The following is a 21,582-nucleotide window of genomic DNA, read 5'->3' as shown; positions in this document are numbered from 1 at the left end:
GATGACCACCGTCGACCAGGTCGTGGTCCGCCGTGCCCGCACCGCCGACGTGCGCGGCATCCGCCGGCTGGTGGACACCTACACCGACGACCGGCGGCTGCTCAGCAAGGCGACCGTGACGCTCTACGAGGACGTGCAGGAGTTCCGGGTCGCGGCGACGCCGGACGGCACGGTGGTCGGGTGCGGCGCGCTGCACGTCATGTGGGAGGACCTGGCCGAGATCCGTACGGTGGCGGTCGACCCGTCCTGCCGGGGGCAGCGGCTCGGGCACCGGATCGTCGGCGAGCTGATCGACGCGGCGCGCGAGCTGGGGGTCGCCCGGATCTTCGTGCTGACCTTCGAGACCGGCTTCTTCGGCGCGTTCGGCTTCCGCGAGATCGACGGCGCTCCGGTGCCGCAGCCGGTCTACGAGCAGCTCCTGCGTTCCTACGACGAGGGTGTCGCCGAGTTCCTCGACCTGGAGCGGGTCAAGCCCAACACCCTGGGCAACACCCGCATGCTGCTGCGCCTGTAGGGCGGGTCGGGCCTGCCGTAGGGTGACGGCGTGAGCGTGCGCGTGGGGGCCATCGACTGTGGGACCAACTCGATCCGGCTGCTGATCGCCGACCTGCCGGAAGAGTCCGCCGGGTCGTCGGCGCCGCTGGTGGACGTCAGCCGGCGGATGGAGATCGTGCGGCTGGGTCAGGGCGTCGACCGCACCGGCAGGCTCGCCCCCGAGGCGATCGAGCGGACCCGGGTGGCACTCGCCGACTACGCGGCGGAGATCGAGAAGGCCGGCGTCGACCGGGTGCGGATGTGCGCCACCTCGGCCTCGCGTGACGCCTCCAACGCCGCCGACTTCCGGGCCATGGTGGAACGGACTCTCGGCGTGCCGCCGGAGGTGGTGACCGGCGACGAGGAGGCCCGGCTGTCGTTCACCGGCGCGGTGCGCGGCCTGCCCGCCGACGCCGAGCCGCCGTACCTGGTGGTCGACATCGGCGGCGGCTCGACCGAGTTCGTGGTCGGCACCCGCACCGACGGCGTGCGCGGGGCGATCTCGGTGGACATCGGCTGCGTCCGGATGACCGAGCGGCACCTGCACGGCGACCCGCCCAGCCCGGCGGAGATCGCCGCCGCCGAGGCGGACATCGCGGCGGCGGTGGACCGGGCGCTGGCCGCCGTGCCCGGCCGGGAGGCCGCCACGCTGGTCGGGCTCGCCGGTTCGGTCACCACCGTGGTCGCCCTGGCCGAAGGGCTCAAGGAGTACGACCCGGGCCGCATCCACCACGCCCGGGTGCCGTACGAGCGGGTGGTGTCGGTGACCGACTACCTGCTCGGCGCCACCCGGGAGCAGCGGCTGGCCGAGCCGGTGATGCACCCCGGCCGGGCCGACGTGATCGGCGCCGGCGCGCTGGTGCTGCGGATCATCATGGAGCGGGCCGGCATGCCGTCGGTGGTCGCCTCCGAGCACGACATCCTCGACGGCATCGCCTGGAGCCTCGCCCAGCCCGGACGGTGACGCCCGCCCGTCGCCCACCGGTGCGGTGTTGTTGACGGTACTGCGGAATGCGCAGTAGTGTGCGGAGCGTGGATACGACGCAGCTCCTCAAGGGTGTCCTCGATCTGGCCGTGCTCGCCGTACTGAAGGACGAGGATGGTTACGGCTACGACATCCTGCGCCGGCTGCGCGAGGCCGGCCTGACCGAGGTCGGTGACGCCTCGGTCTACGGCACCCTGCGCCGACTCTTCGCCGCCGGCCTGCTCACCACCTACGTGGTGCCCAGCGAGTCCGGCCCACACCGCAAGTACTACGCGCTGAACGCCTCCGGGCGGGACCAGCTCACCCGCTCCGGCAAGACCTGGCGCTCGTTCGCCACCACCATGGACGCACTGCTCGACGATCGGGGGATGGCGGCATGACCGTCACTGGGCAGGAGATCACGGACTACGTCGACCGGGTGCGGGACGCGCTCGCCGACCTCCCGCCGGCGCTGCGGGACGAGTTGACCGAGGACCTTCCGGAGCACCTCGCCGAGGTGGCCGCCGAGGGCGACGGCACGCTCGTCGACCGGCTCGGCGCGCCCGAGGCGTACGCGGCGGAGCTGCGCAGCGCGGCCGGCGCGGAGCCGGGACGGCGACCGGTCCGCCTGCCCCGGCTGGCCCGTGCCCGGGACCGGGCCGCCACCCAGGTACGCCTGCTCGACCGTCAGCTCGGGCCGCTGGTCGGGCAGGCCCGGGTGGCGGACTTCGTGCGCTCGCTGCGCCCGGCCTGGTGGCTGCTGCGCGGCTGGCTGGCCGCCCTGCTCATCGGTGAGATGACCGACAGCGGTCGGGTCGGCCTGCTGCCCCGCCTCGAGGGCAGCGCGCTGGGCGGGCTGGCGCTGCTGGCTGCCGCGGTCGTCGCGTCGCTGTGGCTCGGCCGCCACTCCGACGGCTTCACCGGCTGGCCGCGACGACTGTATCTGCTGGGCACGGCCGTGCTGGTGGTCTTCTCCTTCGCGGTGCTCGCCGACGTCCACCGGAACGCCCGCGAAGACATGTACGCCGACTACCAGCAGACCTCCGTGGACCGGCGGCTCGACCGGATCGAGGACGTCTACGTCTACGACCAGCAGGGACGGCTGATCCGCGACGCCCAGCTCTTCGACCAGAACGGTGTGCCGATCCGGCTCGGCTGGCCGAACTGCGTGGACTCGTCCGGCAACGTGCCCGCGCCGCGCAACGCCTACCCGTACTGCGCCATGCGCGCCCCGTTCGGCGCGCCGGCAGCTCCGCCGGCGCCCGCGCCGAGCGGCACTTCCGCGCCGGGCGGCACTCCCGAACCCACGGTGACCGGCACGCCCGCGCCGACGGCGACCGGCACGCCCGGAACGCCGGTGCCGACGCCGACACGTTGAGTCGGTCGGCCCGGTCCGGGCACCGGTGACCCGCGCCTGTCGAGCTGAGTCGTCCACGGCATCAGCTCGACAGGCGTCTCGACGAACACCCGCCGCGTCGCCGCCGAAGGCCCTCCCGCCCGGGTGGGTCCACAGGAGGTGAATGCCACTGTTCTTCCGTCTTCCCCGGGCCGGTGACCGCATGGCACGCTACCGGCACGTAACAGCCAACTGTGCGACCAGCCAACGTTGACTGACCGCTAGGAGGACGGCCCATGGGCGAGATGGTGAGCTTCACCGGCAACGGGGGGACGAGCGAGGGGTATCTCGCGATACCCTCCGGCGGTGTGGCCAGCCCGGCGGTCATCGTCATCCAGGACTGGTGGGGCCTGGTGCCCCACGTACGGGCCGTGGTCGACCGCTTCGCCGAGGCCGGCTTCGTCGCCCTCGCGCCCGACTTCCGGCACGGCGGCCCGGCCGTGAAGCCGACCGAGCCCCGGCAGATCCTGAACAGCACCCAGATGGACGAGGCGGCCAGCGACATCGCCGCCGCCGCCGAATACCTGGCGAACCGGCCCGAGGTGGCCGGCAAGGTGGGCTGCGCCGGGTTCTGCGCCGGCGCCAGCCTCGCCCTGTGGTCCGGCACGTTCTCCGAGCGGATCGTCGCCACCGCCGGCTTCTACCCGCGCCTGCCCTGGGACGGCATGCCCACCGACTGGCCCGGCTACGCCGGGAAGGCGTCGCTCGTCCACTGCTCCGAGGCGGACGGCCTCTCCGCCGCCGACGGCGTGCAGAGCGTCAGCCGGTCCATCGAGGCCGCCGGCGGCACCTGCCAGACGTTCGACTACCCGGGCACCGCGCACGCGTTCTTCAACGAGGACCGGCCGGAACACTTCGACCAGCGCGCCGCCGCCACCGCGTGGGCCCGCACCCTGGAACTGTTCCGGGCCAAGCTTGGCTGAGACGCGTACCCCCGCGGAGGTGGTCGCCCGCGCGGCGCGGGCGACCGACCTGGCCGACCTCGACGGCGCGGTCAGCGACTGCTTCGCCTGCCCGCGCCTGGTCACCTGGCGGGAGGAGGTGGCCCGGGTCAAGCGGGCCGCGTTCCGCGACCAGCACTACTGGGGGCGACCGGTGCCGGGCCTCGGCCCGCCGGACGCGCGGATCGCCATCCTCGGTCTGGCGCCGGCCGCGCACGGCGGCAACCGCACCGGCCGGATCTTCACCGGGGACCGCTCCGGCGACGTGCTGTTCGCCGCGTTGCACCGGGCCGGGCTGGCAAACCAACCGACGAGCGTGGCCGCCGACGACGGCCTCACCCTGCGGGACACCCGCATCTTCGCCGCCGTCCGCTGCGCGCCGCCGGACAACAAACCCACCCCGGCCGAGCGGGACACCTGCGCGCCGTGGGTGCACCGCGAGGTCGAACTGGTACGCCCCACGCTGCGCGTGGTGGTCGCGCTGGGCGCGTTCGCCTGGGCCGCGTGGTGGCCGGTGCTACGTCACGTGTACGGACAGCGCCCGCCCACACCGCGACCGGCGTTCGGCCATGGGGCACACTGGTCCGGCGAGTCCGTACCGGCGGTGCTCGGCTGCTATCACGTCAGCCAGCAGAACACGTTCACCGGCCGGCTCACGCCCTCGATGCTGGACGACGTGTTCACCCGGGCGAAGCACCTGGCCGGGGTGGACTGAGGAACACCTGAGGCGGTGGGATGGTTTTCGGCGTGCTGCGCAGGTGGTGGCCGGTCGTCGCGGTGGCGGCGCTGCTCGCGGTCGCCGCGCTCGCCGCCGGTCACTCCGCCATCGGTGCCAGCCGGATCCCGCCCGCGGCGGACACCATCCCGTACGTCCCGGACTATCCCTCCGAGGCGCCGCCCTCGATCCCGGTCGAACCACGGGAGGCGGCCGAGTCCACGTCGGGCGGTGTGCCGGACTGGCTGGCCACCGCCGCCGTGGCGCTGCTCTTCGCGGTCGTGCTGGGCGCCGTCGGCTACGTGCTGTTCAGCGTGGTACGCGGCGCGCTGCGCCGGACCACCCGCGCGGTGCCGGTCCGGCGCACCCGGCGTACCGCCGAGGGCACCGCCCGTGAGGTGGTGGCCGCCCTGGACGCCGGGCTGGAGGAACTGGACGACCGCGCCACCGACCCGCGCACCGCGGTGATCGCCTGCTGGGTCCGGCTGGAGGAGGCCGCCGAGGACGCCGGGGTGCCCCGGCAGACCGGCGACACCCCCACCGACCTGGTCAGCCGGCTGCTGCGCGGCGACGCCGAGGCCGGCATTCCGGCGATCGCGAGCGCCGACGTGCTGGACGGGTTCGCGCACGTCTACCGGGAGGCCCGCTACGCCACCCGCGACGTCGACGAGCGCACCCGCGACCAGGCCCGGGCGGCGCTGCGTCGGCTGCGCGGCGAGTTGACGAGCGTGGTGGCGGGCGAGGTGAGCCCGACATGAGCACCAGCATCGACGACCTGCTCGGCACCGGCGAGGAGCCCACCGGCCGGGCCGAACGGCCCTCCGGTGGCCGGGCGCGGGGGCTGCTGCGGACCGTGCTGGTCACCGCCGCCGTCGTGGCGGTGATCCTGGTCGTCCTGCGCGCCGTCGGGCTGAGCGTGCCCATCTGGATCATCGTGGCGGGCGTGCTCGCCGTGCTCGCCGTACGCCGGGTCACCGCCGCGCTCTCGCCCCCGCCGCCGCCCCGCGCCGGCGCCCGGGCCCCCGCCGGTGAGGAGCCCGGCAGCTGGAACTGGTCCGCCCGGGACGCGCTGCGGACCGCCATCAACGGCTGGGAACGGCCGCTGGACTGGTGCGCCGACAACCGGGAGCGGTTCACCGAGCGGGTGCTGCCCCGCCTCGGTGAGCTGGCCGACGAACGGCTGCGCCAACGCCACGGCGTGACCCGCGATTCCGACCCGGCGCGCGCCCGCGCCCTGCTGGGCGAGCCGCTCTGGACGTTCCTCGGCACCCCCGCCCGCCGCCCCCCGACGCCGCGCGACCTCGCGGCGATCGTCGCCGAACTGGAGAAACTCTGATGAACGACGTGGACCGGAGCATGCCCCCCGCCGAGGTGGGCCGGCTCGCCCGGGCCGTCCTGGACGCGGTCGGCACCGTCGTGGTCGGTAAGCGCGAGGCGCTGGAACTGGTGCTGGCCGGCATCCTCGCCGGCGGTCACGTGCTGCTGGAGGACCTGCCCGGCCTGGGCAAGACGCTCACCGCACGCTGCTTCGCGCAGGCGCTCGGGCTGGACTTCCGCCGGCTCCAGTTCACCCCGGACCTGCTGCCCGCCGACGTCACCGGCTCCTTCCTCTACGACCAGAGCAGCGGCGACTTCTCCTTCCGGGCCGGCCCGCTCTTCACGAACCTGCTGCTCGCCGACGAGATCAACCGGACGCCGCCGAAGACCCAGTCGGCGCTGCTGGAGGCGATGCAGGAGAAGCAGGTCTCGGTGGAGGGCGTGACCTACCGGCTGGACGAGCCGTTCCACGTGCTCGCCACCGCCAACCCGATCGAGTACGAGGGCACCTACCCGCTGCCCGAGGCGCAGCTCGACCGGTTCCTGCTGCGCGTCTCGTTCGGCTACCCGAACCACGACGAGGAGTGGGAGGTGCTGCGCCGGCGCATCGCCCGTCGCCGCGAGGAGGCCGAGATCAAGCCGGTGGTGGACGCCGGCACGGTGCGCGCCATGCAGGCCGCGCTGGAGGACGTGGTCGTCGAGGACTCCATCGGCCGCTACATCGTGGCGCTCACGGCGGCCACCCGGGACCACCCGTCCGTGCTGGTCGGCGCGTCGCCGCGCGGTTCGCTGGCGCTGCTGCTGCTGGCCCGGGTGCGGGCGGTGCTCGCCAACCGGGACTACGTGGTGCCGGAGGACGTGAAGGCGGTGGCGGCGCCCGCGCTGGCGCACCGGATCACGCTGCGGCCGGAGATGTGGCTGCGCCGGGTGGACCCGTCGTTCGTGGTCGGCGAGGTGCTCGAGTCGACGCCCGCACCGGCCAGCGGCGCGCTGCCCAGCTACGCCGCCGGCCGCTGATGGACGCGCGGGCCGAGCCGGCGGGCGGCTGGGCGCCCACCTGGGCACTCGGCCGGGCCGTGCTGCTCACCGGCGTGCTCGTCGTCGCGGCCGTGCTGCTCGGCCGGATCGACCTGGTGGTGCTGGCCACGCCGTTCGCGCTGGGCACCGCGTACGGGTTGCGCCGCCGGCCGGCCGCCCAGCCCGAGCTGGAGCTGAGTGTCGCCGACACCCACCTGGTCGAGGGCTCGCCGATGGCCGCCACGGTGGCGGTCGCCAACCCGGACCAGGTCGCCTACGACATGGCCGTGGTGCGGACCCGGATGTCGCAGTGGCTGCGGGTGGAGCAGGTCGGCTTCGGCGGCGCCGGGCTGGACGTGAGCCGCTCCGGCGGGGCGGACCGGCCGTTCGTCACCTCCGTGCCCCCGGGCAGCGCCGTCGACCTGGAGTTGACCGGCACCGCGTTGCGCTGGGGCCGGCACCCGTTCGGCCCGGCCGGCGTGCGGGTCGCCGCCGCCGACGGGCTGCTGGTGTCCCGGGCCGTGATCACCGACTCGATCCGGGCCCGGGTCTACCCGCGCACCGAGCCGTTCGACGCGGTCGAGGCGATGCCCCGGGCCGCGGGGCTGGTCGGCGGCCACCGGTCGCGGCGGCCGGGGGAGGGCGGCGAGCTGGCCGGGGTACGCGTCTTCGCGCCCGGGGACCGGCTGCGCCGGATCGACTGGCGGGTGTCGTTGCGGGCCCGCCAACTGCACGTCGCGGCCACTCTCTCCGACCGGGACGCCGAGGTCGTGGTGCTGCTGGACGTGCTGGCCGAGGCGGGCCGCTCCGGCGGCGTGAGCGGGCCGGCGTCGGTGCTCGACACCACGGTCCGGGCCGCCGCCGCGATCGCCGAGCACTACCTGCACCGGGGTGACCGGGTGGCGCTGCTGGAGTACGGTCCGGCCGCCCGGCGGCTGCGCCCGGCCACCGGTCGCCGCCAGTACGTGACAGTGCTGGAGTGGCTGCTCGACGTGCACGCCGACTCCTCCCCGCACGAGCCGTACGACCAGGTTTTCGGTCCGCAGGTGCTCTCCTCGGACGCGCTCGTGGTGGTGCTCACCCCGCTGCTGGACGAGCGTTCGGCGCAGATGCTGGCCCGACTGGCCCGCGGTGGGCGGTTCGTGGTCGCGGTGGACACGCTGCCGGCCGAGCTGCCGGTGCCGAAGGACCGCGGGTGGGCCGAGGTGGCGTACCGGCTGTGGCGGCTGGACCGGGACACGATGATCGGCCAGCTGCGCGAGCACGGGGTGCCGGTGGTGCGCTGGGCCGGCGCGGGCAGCCTCGACGAGGTGCTGCGGGACGTGTCGCGGCTGGCGACCGCCCCGAAGGCGGGAATGCGATGAACACGATCGTCGAGCGGGCCCGAGGGCTGCGGTACCGGGCCGCGCGGGTCAGCGCGCTGCCGCTGCTGGTGCGCGGCGGCATCTTCCTGGTCGTGCTGGCCGGCTTCCTGCTCGCGTACCCGGTGCAGATGTTGGCGCCGCGGGCGCTGCTGGCCCTGGCGGTGGCCGCGGTGCTGCCGGCGGTCGGGCCGCGCCGGCTCTGGCCGACCTTCGCCGCGCTGGTGACGGTCGCCGGTTGGCTGCTGGCCACGCTCGGCTACGACCGGCCGCCGGCGCTGTGGCGGCTGCTCGCCGTGGCCACGCTGCTCTATCTGGCGCACACGCTCTGCGCGCTCGCCGCGCTGCTGCCCTACGACGGGTTGATCGACCCGGACCTGGTGCTGCGGTGGCTGGCCCGCGCCGGCGGGGTGGTGCTGGCGAGCGCCGTGCTCGGCGTCGTGCTGGCCTGGTTCGGTGGGGTCGGCGGGACCGGCGGCTCGCAGGCGGCGACCGTGGCCGGGCTGCTGGTCGCGGTGGGTCTGAGCGCCCTGCTGGGGTGGCTGCTGCGTCGCAGATGACGGGACGCGGCGGAGCGTTGCGCAGGTCACACCGGTTGTGCTCCGTCACAGAAGGGGGTCTCGCGCGGTATTACCGGAGCCGGCCGGGGAAAGATGGATGACGTGAATCCGAAGCGGATCCTTGTCGTGGGTGCCGGGCACGTTGGCCTGTACGCCGCTCTGCGCCTGTCCAAGAAGCTGAGCTCCCGTGAGGCCGAGGTGGTCGTCGTCGACCCCCAGCCGCACATGACGTACCAGCCGTTCCTCCCGGAGGCTTCGGCCGGCAACATCTCCCCGCGGCACGCTGTGGTGCCGCTGCGGCGGGAGTTGCGCAAGTGCACGGTGGTGGCCGGCACGGTCACCCGGATCGACCACGAGCGGAAGACCGCCGTGGTGCAGCCGATCAGCGGCCCGGCCCGGGAGATCCCGTACGACCACGTGGTGGTCGCCCCCGGCTCGGTCTCCCGCACCCTGCCGATCCCCGGCCTGCACGAGAACGGCATCGGGTTCAAGACCATCGGCGAGGCCATCTTCCTGCGCAACCACGTGCTGGACCGGCTCGACGTGGCGGCCGCCACGACCGACCCGGAGGTCCGCCGTCGCGCGCTGACGTTCACCTTCGTCGGCGGTGGCTACGCCGGCATCGAGGCGCTTGCCGAGATGGAGGACATGGCCCGCGACGCGCTGCGCTACTACCCGGAGCTGAAGCCGGAGGAGATGCGCTGGGTGCTGGTCGAGGCGACCCAGCGGGTGCTGCCCGAGGTCGACCGGGACATGGGTGCCTACACGGTGCAGCAGCTGATGAAGCGGAACATGGACATCCGGCTGGACACCCGGCTGGAGTCCTGCGTCGACGGGGTGGTCAAGCTCTCCGACGGCGACAGCTTCCCGTCCGACACCATCGTCTGGACCGCCGGCGTGAAGCCGTCGCCGATGCTGGACGCGACCGACTTCCCGCGTGACGAGCGTCGCCGGGTCACCTGCCGGCCGACGCTGCAGATCGTGGACGGCGACCGGGTGGTCGAGGGCGCCTGGAGCGCCGGTGACTGCGCCGCCGTGCCGGACCTCACCAAGGAGCCGGGCAACTTCTGCTCGCCGAGCGCCCAGCACGCGGTGCGGCAGGCGGCGCGGATGGCCGACAACATCGTCAACGTGGTCCGCGGGCGCGAGCCGGTCGACTACAAGCACAAGCACGCCGGCAGCGTCGCCAGCCTCGGCCTGCACAAGGGCGTGGCGCAGGTCTACGGCGTCAAGATGACCGGCTGGCCGGCGTGGTTCATGCACCGGACGTACCACATGTCGCGGATCCCCTCGTTCAACCGCAAGGTCCGGGTGGTGGTCGACTGGTCGCTGGCGTTCTTCCTCAAGCGTGAGGTGGTCGCGCTGGGCCAGTTGCACGACCCGCGCGAGGAGTTCTCCGAGGCGTCCGCCCCGCCGGTCGGCGCGGCGCGCGTCTGAGGCGTACGCGAAAGGGCCCTTCCCGCACGGGAGGGGCCCTTCGTCGTGTCCGGGCCGGTCAGAACCGCCAGGTCCACGCGTCGGCGACCCGGGTGCCCGGCCCGAACAGCGCCTCCGACGTGCGGCGCAGCAACTCCGCGTGCGGGGCGTCGTCGGTCAGCGCGACGCAGGACGCGCCCCAGGCGTCGACGTCCCTGGCGGCGCTGCCGGTCGCCGACCGCCGGCGCCACGCCTCGCCGGGCCACCTCGGCGAGCAGGACCGACGTGGGGCGCTGCCAGGTGCCCATGGTGGCGGAGCCGTCGGGGCCGTACGGGCCGATGAAGAAGCCCTCCGGCATGCCGAACCCGACGCCGGTGGCGGTGGCCCAGCGCATCGGCCCGGGCTGCTGCGGGGTGGCCGTGGGCACCGGCACCAGCACCCCGCCGGGGCGTACGCACTGACGCCAGTGGCCGCCGGTGACGAACTCGGGCAGCGGCGGCCGGTCGACGGTGGGCAGCGGCGCGGGGAAGACGCTGAGCAGCGCCGCGCCGACCGCGAACGGCACCAGCCGGCGGGCCGGACCCGGCTCGTGCAGCGCCCGGTGCACGGCGAGCGTGAGCAGGGTGCCGACCAGCGGCAGCACCGCCAGGGCGAAGCGGGTCGGCAGCGCGCCGTCGACCACCGGCAGGCCGTCCAGCAGCGCGTACGGGCCGGGTACGCCGGTGCGCTCCCCGCCGACCACGACCTCGGGACCGAGCGCGAACGCGGCCACGACCAGCGCCCCGGCCACGGTGGCGAGCACCAGCGGTCGCCGCCCCGACCACACCGCGCACCCGGCCGCCACCAGCAGCAGCGGCCAGCCCAGGAACGTGGTGAACTCGGCCGGACCGGTGGTCAGCCGGACCGAGTCGGGGCTGCCGAGGACCGACAGCGCGGAGAGCCGGGTCCAGCCGGCCAGGTCGGCGGAGAAGTAGGCCGCCGGGAACATGCCGTCCGCGACGCCCTGCGGACCGGCGAACTGCACCCAGAGCGGGTACGCCAGCACCGGCAGCGCCAGCCCGGCGGCGCAGAGCAGCCCGCCGGCGAAGCCGGGCAGCGTCCGGCGGGCCAGGTCCCGGTCGGCCAGCCCGTAGGCGACGGCCATCACCGCCAGCGTGAGCGCGGTGAGGAAGAGCACCTCCTCGCCGACGAAGACGCCGACGCAGACGGTGGCGGCCAGCCCGACCACCGAGGTGGCCCCCCGGCGGCGGTCCGGGCCGTCCGCCCGGCCGGCCGGGTCGGCGGCCCGCAGCAGCCGGACCACCAGCCAGACCAGCACCGGGACCAGCCACTGCGCGGTCATGTGCAGGTGACCGTTGCTCTGCGAGACCATGCCGGGCCCGAAGCCGCAGAGCGCCGCGCCGAGACCGGCGGCGAGCCGGTGGGCGCGCAGCGTCCGGGTGAACAGCAGATACCAGGCGACCGCGGTGCCGGCCAGGTTGCCCGCGACCAGCAGGGCGAACGTGACCGGCGCCCCGAACGCCAGGGTGACCGGGGCGAGCAGCACGCCGAGCGCGAGGACCGAGGTGTTGGCCATCAGGTTGACCCCGTCGGGCGCGTTGAGCCGGTCGGTGACCAGGCCGAGGTCGCCGCGCAGCGCCCGGGCGTCGAGCGCCAGGAACCACTCGTAGAGCGTCTGGTCGGCGGGGTTGAGGGCGAGCATCCGGGTGCCCGGCGCGGGCCACAGGCCGTGGGTGAGCCAGCCGGCGAACGCCACGAACAGCAACCCGACCAGCAGGTCCGCGCGGTGTCGGCGGGCGGCGGCCCGCAGCCGGGCCGCCCGCGCGGTGGCGACCGCCGTCGCGGGGCGGACCGCCTGGTCGCGGTCGGGCCCGGGGGCCGCGCGGGCGGCGCTGGTCACGGCCCCGACCCTATCGGCCGCACCCGTCGGGGTACGCCGCGGCGCGGCGCAGCCGCTACGGTGAGATCTGCACCGCCGCTCCTCGGCGCGCCGGTGTCACCCGCCCGGGTGGTGGAACGGCAGACACGGCCGCCTTAAAAGCGGCTGCCGAAAGGCGTGCGGGTTCGACCCCCGCCCCGGGCACCCGAACTCTCAGCTTTCCCACAGCCTCGCGCCGCACGCGGTGTGTGCGCCCCGTCTACCCTGGAGACGCACGTCTACGTGCGAACGACCCCCTGAGGGAGGCCTGAGAAGTGAAGTCCACGAACCCGGTGCTCGCCCGGCTCGGCCAGGCGGCCGAGCGTGAGCGGGCGGCCGGGTACGCCCAGCCCGGGCCGTACGGTCAGCCCGGATACCCCCAGCAGTACCCGCAGCAGCAGCCCTACCCGGGCGGCTACGGCCAGCCGGTGGCTCCGCCCGCCGTGACCCCGATGACCATCGACGACGTGGTCGTCAAGACGGTCCTGATGCTGGCCATCCTCGGTGCCTCGGCCGCCGCGGCCTGGGTGCTGGTGCCGGACGCCCTGGTCGGCGTCGCCTGGATCGGCGCCGCGGTGGTCGGCCTGGCGCTCGGCCTGATCATCTCGTTCTCCCGGATGGCCAACCCGGCGCTCGTGGTGGCGTACTCGATCGTCGAGGGCGTCTTCGTCGGCATGGTCAGCAAGGCGTTCAACGCGCTCTACGACGGCATCGTGCTCCAGGCGGTGGCGGCCAGCTTCGGCGTCTTCTTCCTGATGGCGATGATCTACAAGGCGCGGATCATCCGGGCCACCCCGAAGTTCGCCCGGATCATGGTGGCGATCATCGCCGGCCTGTTCGGCGTCATGCTGGTCAACCTGGTGCTGTCCCTGTTCGGGGTGAACACGCACCTGCGCGACGGCAGCCCGCTCGCGATCGGCTTCAGCCTGGTCTGCATCGTGGTCGCGTCGCTGAGCTTCGTGCTCAACTTCGCGCAGATCGAGGAGGGGGTCCGGATGGGGCTCCCGCAGCGCTACGCCTGGACCGCCGCGTTCGGCATCGTGGTCGGCCTGGTCTGGCTCTACCTGGAGATCCTGCGGCTGCTCAGCTACTTCCAGGGCGACGACTGACCGTCCCGCTGCGCTCATCGCCCCCGTAGACTCGGCGGCGATGAGCGCAGCGGAGCTGGACCGGGCGGTGGCCCTGCTGGTCCGACAGGTCGGGCACTGGCAGCAGCCGCGCTGGTCGGCACCGGCCGAAGCGGGCAACGTGTCCCGGGCGGACCTGGTGCACAAGCTGGTCCAGGAGATCGCCAACCTGGCCGCCGACGCGGCCGGCGAGCCGCGCCGGGAGGTGCCCCGTCTCCCCAGCGACCTGGCCCTGCCCGACCAGCTCCGGGTGGTCGCCGCCGACCTGACCCTGGCAGCCCCGCCGGAGCCGGTGCTGGCCGGCGCCGTCGAGGCCGTGACCCGCACCCGCTCCGCCCTCTAGCTCTGGTCGGTTCACCGGCCCTGCCGGCCCGGCGGCCGGTGCTGGCGAATGCCTTTCGAGCTGATGTCGGGAACGACTCACGGTGCCGGGCGTCGAGGCCGGCCGCCACGTGACCGACCCGGCGACCACGGCCACCGATGAAACACCCGGTGGCGGCGGGTGTTCCGGCGACGGCCGAGTCGTTTCTGATATCAGCTCCAAAGGCGGTGCAGAGGGCACCATGTGTCGTGGTCCGACCGCCGTCCTCAGCGCCGCAGCCAGCGGCGTACCTTGCGGCGCCGGGCCCGGTCCCGCGCCCGGACGACCGCCGGCAGGTCGTGCCCGGCGGCCTCGGCCTGCCGGGCGTGCAGCACGCCGTAGGTGAACGTGTTCTCGCCCTCGGTGTACGCCTGGAGGGCCTGCCGGCGCAGCACCTCCCGGGTCACCACCGAGTCCTGGTGGGTGCCGAGCAGGTTCTGGAGCTTCTTGAGGCGCTTGACCAGCCGGGCGGCCGGGCCGCCCACGGCGGGTTCGCGAACCTCGACCGCGTACCGGGCCGCCTTGTACCGCTTGCGCGCCTCGTGCAGCGCAACGTCGCCGGCCGGCCCACCGACGGCGAGGGCCCCGTCCAACCGGTCGTCGGCCCGGCGCACCGCGCGCCGGATCCGCCGGTCCACCCAACGGCGGTCGACCTCGCCGCCCGGGGCCTCGACCAGCCGGTCCAGGCGGGTCAGCAGGTCGGGGTAGCGGTCGGCGTCCAGGGCCGCCCGCAGCGCGGTGGTCGACCGGGCCAGGTCGGCCGCGAACCGTTCGCCGATCCGCGCCGGGACCGGGCCGAGCACCAGTTCGTCCGGCAGGTCGTGCACCGCCGTGTCGAGCCGGGCGGCCATCACCTGGATGTCGCGGACCCGGCCCAACTCGCCGCCGAGCCACCGCAGCTCGGCACGGACCGCCTCGCTCTCCCGCCGGTCCCACAGGCCGCGGAACGTCCGCAGGGTGGCCCGCAGCCGGCGGACCGCCACGCGCATGTCGTGGACCGCGTCCTCGTCCCCCTGGTACGCCGCCGCGTGATTGCCGACGATCGCGTCCCGCTGCTCCCGGGCGTACCCGAAGACCGGCCCGGCCGGGCCGGCGGGCGCGCCGTCCCCGACGCCGGCCAGGCGTCCGGCGACCGCGCGGTGGGACTTGCTGACCGGCACCTCCCGGGCGCCGGCCCCGGCCAGCCGGGCGGCCACCGCGTCGAGCAGGTCCTCGTCGCCGTCGACCAGCTCGACCTCGATCTCGTGCCAGGCCTGCGCGACACCGTCGACCAGGTCCTCCGCGCGGACGTCGTCCTCGGCGACCTCGGCCAGCACCCGACCGTCCGCGTCCAGCAGCCGGCGTTCCCGACGGTGGTTGACGACCCGGGCCGCCGGGGCGACCGGCCGGCCCCGGGACGCGCCTCGGATCAACGCGGCCAGCTCGGGCGGCGGGCCGGCGTCGGCCGCCCCGGCCGGGAACTGGTGCTCGACCCGGGCACCGCCGACCGTGCCCACCTTCAGGTGCCAGCCCGCGTCGTGCCCACCGGTACGCCGCCGCAACGCGTGCCCGCTGCGGAGCAGGCGCAGGTCGTCGGTGTCCCAGTAGACGGCGTCCAGATCCGAGGCGGTGGCGTCGGACACCGTCACGACGCCACCGCACCCGGTCAGATCGGGCAGCCGGAACCCGTCGTCGCCGGAGAACTTGCGCTCCCGTTCCACGACGGTCGCCATGCGGGTTCCGGTACCCGGCGCGGGCCGTGGTGAACCGGCCTCAGCTCAGGCGTTCGAGCACCATGGCCATGCCCTGGCCGCCGCCGACGCACATGGTCTCCAGACCGATGGTCTTGTCGTGCCACTCCAGCGCGTTGAGCAGGGTGCCGGTGATCCGGGCGCCGGTCATGCCGAACGGGTGGCCGACCGCGATCGCGCCGCCCATCACGTTCAGCTTCTCCTCCGGGATGCCGAGCTGCCGGTACGACGGGATCACCTGGGCGGCGAACGCCTCGTTGATCTCGACCAGGTCGACGTCGTCGATGGTCATGCCGGCCCGCTTCAGCGCCTGCTTCGACGCCTCGACCGGGCCGAGGCCCATGATCTCCGGGGAGAGCGCGGTGACGCCCGTGGAGACGATCCGGGCCAGCGGGGTGAGCCCCAGCTCGGACGCCCGCTCGGCGCTCATGATCACCACGGCGGCGGCGCCGTCGTTCAGCGGGCAGCAGTTGCCGGCGGTGATCCGGCCGTCCGGGCGGAATACCGGCTTCAGCCCGGACACCGCCTCCAGGGTCACCCCGGCGCGCGGGCCGTCGTCGGCACCGACCACCGTGCCGTCCGGCGTGGTGACCGGGGTGATCTCGCGGGCCCAGAAGCCGTCCGCGATCGCCTTCTCGGCCAGGTTCTGGCTGCGGACGCCGAACGCGTCCATGTCCTCACGGGTGATGTCGTGCACCTGGGCCAGGTTCTCCGCGGTCTGACCCATGGCGAGGTAGACGTCCGGCAGTTCGCCGGACTCCCGCGGGTCGGTCCACACCTCGGCGCCGCCCTGCGCGCGGGCCTTCGACCGCTCGTGCGCCCCGGCGAAGCGCGGGTTCTCCCAGCCGCCGCCGACCAGCGCCTTCGCCTCCGGCGGCAGGGTGTCCGAGTTGCCCCGGGCGTACCGGGAGACCATCTCCACGCCGGCGGAGACGAACACGTCGCCCTCGCCGGCCCGGATCGCGTGCATCGCCATCCGGGTGGTCTGCAGCGAGGAGGCGCAGTAGCGGGTCAGCGTGGCACCGGGCAGCCCGTCCAGGCCGAGCAGCGTGGCGACCACCCGAGCCATGTTGAAGCCCTGCTCGCCGCCGGGCAGGCCGCACCCGAGGTAGAGGTCGTCGATGGTGGTCGGATCGAGCGCCGGGACCTTGTCGAGGGCGGCCTGGACGATGGTGGCGGCGAGGTCGTCGGGGCGGACCTCGCGCAGGGAACCCTTGAACGCGCGACCGATGGGGGACCGGGCGGTGGCGACGATGACGGCGTCGCGGGGCGACTCAATCGGCATGAACCAACGTTAACCCGCGGGTAACTTGCCGTGGAAGCCGCGCGGCGGGCGGGAAATGTCACCCCGCAGGCGGGCGGCGGTGGTGCCGGAACGCGACGGTGGCCGCCGCCTCGACGGCCGGGAGCAGGGCGTGTGCCCAGACCCGGTAGCCGTCGGCGGACGGGTGGAAGCCGTCGTGGCAGAGCGTGCCGGCGTCGGCCCGGAACACCGGACCCGTCTCGGTGCCCAGGTCGACCACCGTCCCACCGGCGTCGAGCACGGCCACCGTCTGGGCCCGCGCCATCCGCCGCCCGGACCAGCCGAGCACCTGGCGCAGCGGGGCGGCGACCGCGCGCACCGCGCCGAGGTCGGGGCAGGTGCCCACGACGACCTCGACGTGGGCCTCGCGCAGCCGGCGGACCGCCGAGCCGAGGTAGGCCGCCGCGTCGGCCGGACGGCTCAACGCGGTGGCGTCGTTCGCCCCGATCAGGACCACCGCCACGTCCGGCCGCTCGCCGAGCAGCGCCCGGGCCACCTGGGTGGCCAGGTCGGTGGCGCGGGACCCGGAGACGCCGACGCTGGACAGGTGCACCCGCCGGCCGGTCGGCCCCTCCGCGAGCAGGTGGGCGAGCTGGCCGCCGATGGTCTCCTCGAACCGGTCGACGCCCACGCCGAGCGACGACGAGTCGCCGAGCAGCACCAGCCGCAGCGGTGGTGCGTCGGCCCGGCCGACCGTGGCCCGCAGCACGAGCCCCAGCTCCGGCTGCGCGTACTCCCGGGTGCGGGCGGCGATGGCCTGGCCGGCGAGGACCGCCGCGCCGCCCACCGTGCCGGCCAGCAGCGACAGGGCCGCGGCCCGGCCCCACCGGGCCGCCTCGTTCGATCCGCGCTCGCTCATGCCGTTCCCTCCAGCGTGGCCGAGTCGGCGGCGGTGCCGGTCGGGGGCACCGCGCCGACGCCGAAGAAGGCCCGCCGGCGCAGCTGGGCCCACCGCCCGCCGGGCCCGCGGTCGCGACCCCGGAGCTGGGCGCCGCTGACCTCCGTGCCGGCGTGCCGGGCCGCCGCGTGGGCGGCCTCCGGGAGCGACCGTACGCCTTCCAGGCCGGCGAGCGAAGGCCTGCGTTCGGGCACCGCCCCCAGCGCGGAGAGCACGGTGGGCAGCAGCGCCGCCGCGGCCATGGCGTAGCCCTCCGCGGAGGGGTGGAAGCGGTCCCAGGCGAACATCCGGCCCGGCTCGGCGGCGAACCGCGGCCCCAGCAGGTCGCCCAGGGAGACCGTCCGGCCGCCCGCCTCCACCACGGCCACCGTCTGGGCGGCGGCCAACTGGCGGCTCCAGCGCCGGGCCAGCCACCGCAGCGGCGGCTGGATCGGCCGAATCGTGCCCAGGTCGGGGCAGGTGCCCACGACCACCTCGCAGCCGGCGGCGCGCAGCGCGCGGACCGCGTCGACCAGGTAGCGCACGGCCACCGCGGGCGGGGTGCGGTTGGTGACGTCGTTGCCGCCGACCAGCACCACGGCGACGTCCGGCGCGACCTCCAACGCGGACTCGACCTGGGGCTTCAGGCCGGCCGACAGGGCGCCCACCACCGCGAACCGGTGCAGGCGGACCGGCCGGTGCAGACGGCGGGACAGCCCGGTGGCCAGCAGCGACCCGGGCGTCTCGCGGCGTCGGTGCACGCCGTAGCCGGCGGCGGAGGAATCACCCAGGACGACCACGGTGACCGGCGTTCCGGGGAAGCGCGCGCCGTAGACGCCGTCGCAGCGCGGCGGCGGGGCCTCGGCCATCGGGATGGTGCGGCGGGCCTGCCGGGCCTGCCCGAGCAGCACCCCGCCGGTGGCGGCCGTGGCCGCCACCGTGGCGCCCGTGCCGATCGCCGCGAGGCGGGCGATCCGCCAGGCGCGCTGCCGGTGGACCGGCGCGACGGAACCAGCGTCCCCCATGAGCCGACAGTATCGCGCCGGCACGACGGTCGCTGTCCTTGATCGGATGGCTGGCGGCCGGCCGTTCTGGGTACCAGAGGGGTGGGCTTGCCCCCGGGGCGCACCCTGGTCGGCGGAGAAGGGCGGAATCATGGGGAAGACGTTGAAGCGCAGCGCCGCGTTCGCTGCGCTGGCCCGGGCGTTGGCGGCCGGGGCGCGCGGCGGGCCGTCGCTCGGCGCCCGGTTGGCGGCGCTGCCCCGGATGATCCGGGCCACCGGCCGCGGGGAGTACGACGGCGGGCTGCGGCTGGCGCTGATGGCCGGGGCGGCGGCGTACGTCGTCTCCCCGATCGACCTGCTGCCGGAGATCCCGCTGGCGATCTTCGGGCTGGCCGACGACGCGGTCATGGTCACCTGGCTGGCCGGCAGCGTGCTTGCCGAGACCGAACGGTTCCTGGAGTGGGAGGCACGTCGCAGCTCCGTCATCCCCGGGCATGTCACGCCCTGACGGCACGTACGCTGGGCGGCGAAACCGGCTGACCGGCCGCCCCACGACGGCGGCGCGACGAAGGGCACAACGAGGTGCAGTACTACGACAACGTCGTCGAGCTGATCGGCAACACCCCGCTGGTCCGCCTGCGCAACGTCACCGAGGGCATCCAGGCGACCGTGCTGGCGAAGGTGGAATACGTCAACCCCGGCGGCTCGGTCAAGGACCGGATCGCGCTGCGCATGGTGGAGGACGCCGAGAAGGCGGGCATCCTCGGCCCCGGCGGCACGATCGTGGAGCCGACCAGCGGCAACACCGGCGTCGGGTTGGCCCTGGTGGCCCAGCTGAAGGGCTACCGCTGCGTCTTCGTCTGCCCCGACAAGGTCAGCCAGGACAAGCAGGACGTGCTGCGGGCGTACGGCGCCGAGGTGGTGGTCTGCCCGACCGCCGTCGCGCCGGAGGACCCGCGCTCCTATTACAACGTCTCCGACCGGCTGGCCCGGGAGATCCCCGGCGCGTGGAAGCCCGACCAGTACAGCAACCCGGCCAACCCGCGCTCGCACTACGAGACCACCGGCCCGGAGCTGTGGCGGCAGACCGAGGGGAAGATCACCCACTTCGTCACCGGCGTCGGCACCGGGGGCACCATCTCCGGCATCGGCCGCTACCTGAAGGAGGCGTCCGAGGGCCGGGTCAAGGTCGTCGGCGCGGACCCGGAGGGCTCGGTCTACTCCGGCGGCACCGGCCGGCCCTACCTGGTCGAGGGCGTCGGCGAGGACTTCTGGCCGACGACGTACGACCGCTCGGTCGCCGACGAGATCGTCGAGGTGTCCGACAAGCAGTCCTTCGAGATGACCCGCCGGCTGGCCCGCGAGGAAGGGCTGCTGGTCGGCGGTTCCTGCGGCATGGCCGTGGTGGGCGCGCTGGAGGTGGCCCGCAAGGCCGGCCCGGACGACGTCATCGTGGTGCTGCTGCCGGACGGCGGCCGGGGCTACCTGTCCAAGATCTTCAACGACAAGTGGATGGCCCGCTACGGCTTCCTGGACGACTCGGGCACCGAGCCGACCGTGGCCGACGCGCTGGCCGGCAAGCCGGGTGGCCTGCCCGAGCTGGTGCACGTGCACCCGACCGAGACGGTCCGCGACGCCATCGACTACATGCGGGAGTACGGCGTCTCCCAGCTCCCGGTGCTCAAGGCCGAGCCGCCGGTGGTGACCGGCGAGGTGGCCGGTTCGATCGCCGAGCGCGACCTGCTCGACGCGCTCTTCACCGGCCAGGCCCACCTGCACGACACGATCGAGCGGCACATGGGCGAGCCGCTGCCGATGATCGGCGGCGGGCAGCCGGTCAGCGAGGCGGTCGGGCTGCTGGAGAAGGCCGACGCGGCGCTGGTGCTCGTCGACGGCAAGCCGAAGGGCGTGCTCACGCGCCAGGACCTGCTCGCCCACCTCGGCGCCCACTGAGATGTAAGGAAGGGCCCCTTCTTAACGCCTGGCGTAGAGAAGGGGCCCCCTCTCACCGGCCCAGCTCGGTGGGGACCGCCACCACGTCGACGTACGCCCCCTTGCGCAGCAGGGTCACCGGCAGCCGGGCACCGATGGCCGGGCCGAGCATCAGCCGTTGCAGGCTCTGCCCGTCCCGCACCGGTCGCCCGCCCGCCGAGACGATCACGTCGCCGAGGTAGATCCCGGCCACCCCGGCCGGGCTGCCCGGCACCACCTCCACCACCCGCAGCCCGCGCCGCTGGCCGGTACGCGCGGTCACCTCCGGCGGCAGCGGCACCGGCGCGCCGGCCACCCCCAGCCACGCCCGCCGCACCCGCCCCTGCGCGGTCAGGTCGGCGACGATCTGCCGGGTGGTGGGGTTGACCGGCACGGCCAGCCCCAGCCCGTACCCGGCGACCGCGGTGTTCACGCCCACGACGCGGCCGGCGGAGTCGGCGAGCGCCCCGCCCGAGTTGCCCGGGTTGAGCGCGGCGTCGGTCTGGATGACGTCCTCGATCAGCCGGACCAGCCGCCCGTCGCGCGCCGGCAGCGAACGGCCCAGCCCAGAGACCACGCCGGCGGTGACCGACCCGGCGAGGCCCATCGGGTTGCCGACCGCGACCACCAGTTGCCCGATCCGCAGCCGGTCGGCGTCGCCCAGCTCGACCGGCGGCACGCCGGCCTCCTCGGCGCGCAGCACCGCCAGGTCCGACAGCGGGTCCGCGCCGACCACCCGGAACCGGGTCTCGGTGCCGTCGCCAAAGGCGGCCACGCCGCCGTTCGCCCCCTGCACGACGTGCGCGCTGGTCAGCAGCAGCCCGTCCGGGTCGATCACCACGGCCGAGCCGGCGCCCGCGCCGCGCGGCGTCCGCACCGCCAGGGCCGCGACCGCGGGCAGCACCTTCGCCGCCACGCCGGTCACCACCCGGGAGTACGCGTCGAGCGCGGCGTCGTCGGCCCGCCCGGTGTCCTCGCTGTCCATGTCGCCAAGAACGCGGCACCCGTCCGCGCCCATGCCCGCATCCGCTGAGAGCGAACGGCGGAGGTGTTAAGCGGGGGCCCCTCC

Annotated in this window: 21 protein-coding genes and 1 tRNA gene; 17 read left to right on the top strand and 5 right to left on the bottom strand. The window is 74.8% G+C overall.

Going from position 1 to position 21,582, the window contains the following annotated elements; translation table 11 throughout:
- The first annotated feature begins 1 nt into the window (after window position 1).
- The 15 genes from O7598_RS25255 (at window position 2) to O7598_RS25185 (ending at window position 13,610) form a co-directional block, all read left to right on the top strand.
- The gene (locus tag O7598_RS25255; RefSeq protein ID WP_269693752.1) at window positions 2-514 is read left to right on the top strand and encodes an amino-acid N-acetyltransferase; all 513 of its coding nucleotides are present in this window, start codon (window positions 2-4) and stop codon (window positions 512-514) included.
- 42 nt (window positions 515-556) lie between these two features.
- Window positions 557-1,498, top strand: a complete 942-nt coding sequence (locus O7598_RS25250; protein WP_269694972.1) for a Ppx/GppA phosphatase family protein — start codon at window positions 557-559, stop codon at window positions 1,496-1,498.
- A 68-nt stretch (window positions 1,499-1,566) separates the two neighbouring features.
- Window positions 1,567-1,899, top strand: a complete 333-nt coding sequence (locus O7598_RS25245; RefSeq protein WP_269693751.1) for a PadR family transcriptional regulator — start codon at window positions 1,567-1,569, stop codon at window positions 1,897-1,899.
- A complete protein-coding gene (locus tag O7598_RS25240; protein ID WP_269693750.1) occupies window positions 1,896-2,876 on the top strand; it encodes an HAAS signaling domain-containing protein in 981 nt (326 codons plus the stop codon). Before O7598_RS25245 ends, O7598_RS25240 begins: the two co-directional genes overlap by 4 nt.
- A 254-nt stretch (window positions 2,877-3,130) precedes the next feature.
- Window positions 3,131-3,817 carry a dienelactone hydrolase family protein gene (locus O7598_RS25235; RefSeq protein ID WP_269693749.1) on the top strand — a complete coding sequence of 229 codons (687 nt, stop codon included), beginning with the start codon at window positions 3,131-3,133 and terminating at the stop codon, window positions 3,815-3,817.
- 19 nt (window positions 3,818-3,836) lie between these two features.
- Complete coding sequence (locus O7598_RS25230) at window positions 3,837-4,550, top strand: uracil-DNA glycosylase (protein WP_269694970.1); 714 nt, start codon at window positions 3,837-3,839, stop codon at window positions 4,548-4,550.
- A gap of 20 nt (window positions 4,551-4,570) precedes the next feature.
- Window positions 4,571-5,308: a DUF4129 domain-containing protein gene (locus O7598_RS25225; RefSeq protein ID WP_269693748.1), complete on the top strand. Its 738-nt coding sequence runs from the start codon at window positions 4,571-4,573 to the stop codon at window positions 5,306-5,308.
- Complete coding sequence (locus tag O7598_RS25220) at window positions 5,305-5,886, top strand: hypothetical protein (RefSeq protein ID WP_269693747.1); 582 nt, start codon at window positions 5,305-5,307, stop codon at window positions 5,884-5,886. The genes O7598_RS25225 and O7598_RS25220 overlap by 4 nt, the downstream gene beginning before the upstream one ends.
- Window positions 5,886-6,884 carry an AAA family ATPase gene (locus O7598_RS25215; RefSeq protein WP_091060644.1) on the top strand — a complete coding sequence of 333 codons (999 nt, stop codon included), beginning with the start codon at window positions 5,886-5,888 and terminating at the stop codon, window positions 6,882-6,884. Before O7598_RS25220 ends, O7598_RS25215 begins: the two co-directional genes overlap by 1 nt.
- Complete coding sequence (locus O7598_RS25210; protein WP_269693746.1) at window positions 6,884-8,248, top strand: DUF58 domain-containing protein; 1,365 nt, start codon at window positions 6,884-6,886, stop codon at window positions 8,246-8,248. Before O7598_RS25215 ends, O7598_RS25210 begins: the two co-directional genes overlap by 1 nt.
- Window positions 8,245-8,805 (top strand): hypothetical protein, encoded by a 561-nt coding sequence (locus tag O7598_RS25205; protein WP_269693745.1) that lies wholly within the window; start codon window positions 8,245-8,247, stop codon window positions 8,803-8,805. The genes O7598_RS25210 and O7598_RS25205 overlap by 4 nt, the downstream gene beginning before the upstream one ends.
- Before the next feature lie 102 nt (window positions 8,806-8,907).
- Window positions 8,908-10,242, top strand: a complete 1,335-nt coding sequence (locus O7598_RS25200) for an NAD(P)/FAD-dependent oxidoreductase (RefSeq protein WP_091060634.1) — start codon at window positions 8,908-8,910, stop codon at window positions 10,240-10,242.
- A 1,982-nt stretch (window positions 10,243-12,224) separates the two neighbouring features.
- Window positions 12,225-12,305, top strand: a tRNA-Leu gene (locus O7598_RS25195).
- Window positions 12,306-12,415: 110 nt separating this feature from the next.
- Window positions 12,416-13,249, top strand: coding sequence for a Bax inhibitor-1/YccA family protein (locus O7598_RS25190; RefSeq protein WP_269693744.1), 834 nt, complete (start codon window positions 12,416-12,418; stop codon window positions 13,247-13,249).
- A gap of 40 nt (window positions 13,250-13,289) precedes the next feature.
- Entirely contained in the window at window positions 13,290-13,610 is a 321-nt protein-coding gene (locus O7598_RS25185; RefSeq protein WP_269693743.1) for a hypothetical protein, read from the top strand.
- A 245-nt stretch (window positions 13,611-13,855) separates the two neighbouring features.
- Here O7598_RS25185 and O7598_RS25180 read toward each other — a convergent pair whose 3' ends face one another.
- From O7598_RS25180 to O7598_RS25165, 4 genes are read right to left on the bottom strand one after another with little or no spacing between them, the layout of a single operon-like run.
- Window positions 13,856-15,340, bottom strand: a complete 1,485-nt coding sequence (locus O7598_RS25180) for a CYTH and CHAD domain-containing protein (RefSeq protein WP_269693742.1) — start codon at window positions 15,338-15,340, stop codon at window positions 13,856-13,858.
- A gap of 40 nt (window positions 15,341-15,380) precedes the next feature.
- Window positions 15,381-16,643 carry an acetyl-CoA C-acetyltransferase gene (locus O7598_RS25175; protein WP_269693741.1) on the bottom strand — a complete coding sequence of 421 codons (1,263 nt, stop codon included), beginning with the start codon at window positions 16,641-16,643 and terminating at the stop codon, window positions 15,381-15,383.
- A gap of 58 nt (window positions 16,644-16,701) precedes the next feature.
- Window positions 16,702-17,520, bottom strand: a complete 819-nt coding sequence (locus O7598_RS25170) for an SGNH/GDSL hydrolase family protein (RefSeq protein ID WP_269693740.1) — start codon at window positions 17,518-17,520, stop codon at window positions 16,702-16,704.
- Entirely contained in the window at window positions 17,517-18,563 is a 1,047-nt protein-coding gene (locus tag O7598_RS25165) for an SGNH/GDSL hydrolase family protein (RefSeq protein ID WP_269693739.1), read from the bottom strand. Before O7598_RS25165 ends, O7598_RS25170 begins: the two co-directional genes overlap by 4 nt.
- Before the next feature lie 130 nt (window positions 18,564-18,693).
- Here O7598_RS25165 and O7598_RS25160 point away from each other — a divergent pair, with 130 nt between their 5' ends.
- Together O7598_RS25160 and O7598_RS25155 are read left to right on the top strand one after the other, a co-directional pair.
- Window positions 18,694-19,050, top strand: coding sequence for a YkvA family protein (locus tag O7598_RS25160; protein ID WP_269693738.1), 357 nt, complete (start codon window positions 18,694-18,696; stop codon window positions 19,048-19,050).
- A 74-nt stretch (window positions 19,051-19,124) separates the two neighbouring features.
- Entirely contained in the window at window positions 19,125-20,495 is a 1,371-nt protein-coding gene (locus O7598_RS25155) for a cystathionine beta-synthase (protein ID WP_181571729.1), read from the top strand.
- A gap of 52 nt (window positions 20,496-20,547) precedes the next feature.
- On the opposite strand, the gene O7598_RS25150 is transcribed toward O7598_RS25155, so the two are convergent.
- Entirely contained in the window at window positions 20,548-21,498 is a 951-nt protein-coding gene (locus tag O7598_RS25150; protein WP_269693737.1) for a S1C family serine protease, read from the bottom strand.
- Window positions 21,499-21,582 lie beyond the last annotated feature (84 nt).

The sequence above is a fragment of the Micromonospora sp. WMMC241 genome, assembly GCF_027460165.1.
Classification (GTDB): Bacteria; Actinomycetota; Actinomycetes; order Mycobacteriales; family Micromonosporaceae; genus Micromonospora; species Micromonospora humi.
This window is presented reverse-complemented; position numbering and strand designations above follow the sequence as displayed.